The 2,609-nt window shown below is 68.6% G+C and carries 2 protein-coding genes; both read right to left on the reverse strand.

Features of this window, described 5'->3' with window-relative positions:
- Positions 1-96: 96 nt before the first annotated feature.
- On the reverse strand, positions 97-930 hold the full coding sequence (gene istB, locus ACSVC7_RS32515; protein ID WP_448208733.1) for an IS21-like element helper ATPase IstB: 834 nt from the start codon (positions 928-930) through the stop codon (positions 97-99).
- On the reverse strand, positions 927-2,438 hold the full coding sequence (gene istA / locus ACSVC7_RS32520; protein ID WP_448208734.1) for an IS21 family transposase: 1,512 nt from the start codon (positions 2,436-2,438) through the stop codon (positions 927-929). The genes istB and istA overlap by 4 nt, the downstream gene beginning before the upstream one ends.
- Positions 2,439-2,609 lie beyond the last annotated feature (171 nt).

Genomic DNA, 2,609 nt, shown 5'->3' on the forward strand with positions numbered 1-2,609 from the left:
CTATGGCGCGACAATCTGGATGAGGGAGCGCGGCGATCAGGATGAAAAGGGCTGGGGTCGCGGCTGAAGAATGATTGTCGCGGGCGGGGGCGGTTTTCAAGCCTCCTGTCGCGGAGCGTCAATCTGGTTGGCGCTGATTGTCGCGCGTGATGGCGGTCGTCCTGGACCTCGCTTACGCTCCAGAGCGGTTCGCCGACGATAGCTTTCGACGTTCATCTCGAAGATGGTGGCGTGGTGGACGAGCCGGTCGATGGCGGCCAGGGTCATGGCTTGGTTGGGGAAGATCCGGCCCCAGTCGCCGAACGGCTGGTTCGCCGTGATCAACAAGGAGCGCCGCTCGTAGCGGGTTCCGATCAGCTCAAAGATGACGCTGGTTTCGGCTTGGTCCTTATTGACGTAGGCGAAGTCGTCGAGGATCAGCAGGTGATACTTGTCGAGCTTGGCGATCGCCGATTCCAAAGCCAGATCGCGCCGGGCGATCTGCAGCTTCTGCACGAGATCGGTGGTCCGGGCGAACAGGACGCGCCAGCCGTTCTCCACCAGGGCGTAGCCGATGGCCGCGGCGAGATGGCTTTTGCCGCCGCCGGGTGGGCCGAACAGGATCAGATTGGCTCCCTTCTCCAGCCAACTGTCGCCGGCGGTGAGCGCCATGACCTGGGCCTTGCTGACCATCGGCACGGCGTCGAACTCGAAGGTCTCCAGCGTCTTGCCCGGCGGCAGGCGGGCTTCGTCGAGGTGGCGTTCGATCCGGCGCCGGGCTCGTTCAGCCATTTCGTGCTCGGTCAGCGCGGCGAGGAAGCGGGCGGCCGGCCAGCCTTCCTTGTCGGCGCGGGCGACGAAGTCGGGCCAGATCAGCTTGATGGCCGGCAGGCGCAGGTCGCCGAGCGCCAGCGACAGGCGGGCGGCGTCGATGGGATCGGACGCGTTCATGCGGCGGCTCCCGGGCGGACGGTGCCCAATTCGTCGTAGACGCTCAGCGGCACCAGTTCGACCACGACGTCGGTGATGGTCGGGGCGGCGGGCTGGAAATGCTCGCGCAAGCCCTGCAGATCGGGCAGGCGGCCGGCGTCCAGATCGGCGTCGAGCCGGTGGGCCAGTTCGGCCTCGCAAGCGCGCTCGTGGGCGAGCGACAGCAGGCCAACGGCGACGGTGCAAGCCTGGCGCTCGTTGCCGGCGGCCAGCAGCGCCTCGAAGGCCCGGGCGTAAGCGCGGCGGGGAAACAGCTGGTCGCGGTAGACGAGGTTGAGCAGCGCCATCGGCTTGCGCCGCAGCGCGTGGATCACGTGGTGGTAATCGACGACATGGCCATGCTTGCCGTTGCCGCGCGAACGGCCGCGGGGCAGCGTCGCCACCAGCGTGCCGCCCAGGAAGCAGTCCAGGCGGTCGTCGAACAGGCGCACGCGCAGGCGATGGCCGATCAGCCGGGAGGGCACGGTGTAGAAAACCTTGCGCAAGGTGAAGCCGCCGCTGGAGGTGACGTGGACCAGGGCCTCCTCGAAATCGCCGGTGCGGCCAGCCGGCAACGGCTTGAGCGCGGCGCGCTCGGCCTCCACCGGCTTGGCCCTGCGGGCGTTCTGCTGGCCGAGGATCTCGTCGATGAAGCGCCGGTAGGCGGCCAAGTCGTCGAAGTCGCGGGTCCCGCGCAGCAGCAGCGCGTCGCGGACGGCGTGCTTGAGATGGCCGTGGGCGCTCTCGATGCTGCCGTTCTCGTGGGCGACGCCGCGGTTGTTGCGGGTCGGGATCATGCCGTAATGGGCGCAGAGCTGCTCGTAACGGCGGGTGGCGTCCTCGGCGGTGTCGCGCTCCAGGTTGCGGAAGGCGGCCGACAGGCTGTCGCTGCGGTGTTCGTCCGGCACGCCGCCAAGCGACCACAACGCGTTCTGCAGCCCTTCGGCCAGAGCGACAAAGCTCTCGCCGCCCAGCACGACATGGGCGTGCTCCCAGCCGGAATAGGCGAGGCGGAAATGGTAGAGGCGGTGTTCGAGGGGCTGTCCAGCGATGGTGACGGCGAGTTCGGCCATGTCGGTGAAGTCGGACAGGCCCATGCGGCCGGGCACGTGCTCCTGCCGGAAGACGACGTCCTGGTCGGGGCCGTTGACCGCCCGCCAAGCGCGGATGCGCCGCTCCAGCGTGCGGCGAACGCCCTCGCTCAGGTCGGGATGGCGCCGGCGGATTTCGGCGAACACGGCGATGGGCCGCAAGGCCGGAGCGGCCTTGAGCATCGGCACCACCTCGTTGTCCCATAAGCCGACCAGCGGGTCGGGACGGCGTCGGCCGCGGGGCGCCGCCTTCTGCGAGGGCGGACGCGGATCGTGCTCGATCCGGTAAGCGGTCGCCGCGCTGAACCCGGCCTTGGCCGCGGCGATGACGGGCGTGTCGGTTTGTCGGTGTTTCATGTAGAGCCTCATCTGGCGGTCGGTGATATGCGGGCCCGGCAAGGTCGGGGGTCCTCATTGGCGTGAAGATCCCCAATCCTGGCCGTGCCCGCCGTTTCCGCCAGCCGGCGTCTGTCCCTTCGGACGGACGCCAACGCCGTCGGCGCGTCTTCGGCCGGGCTACGCCCGACCTCCGTCGCGACGACGGCGTCCTTCATTCTCATCGTGATTGAC

The organism is Azospirillum mesophilum (assembly GCF_053470405.2).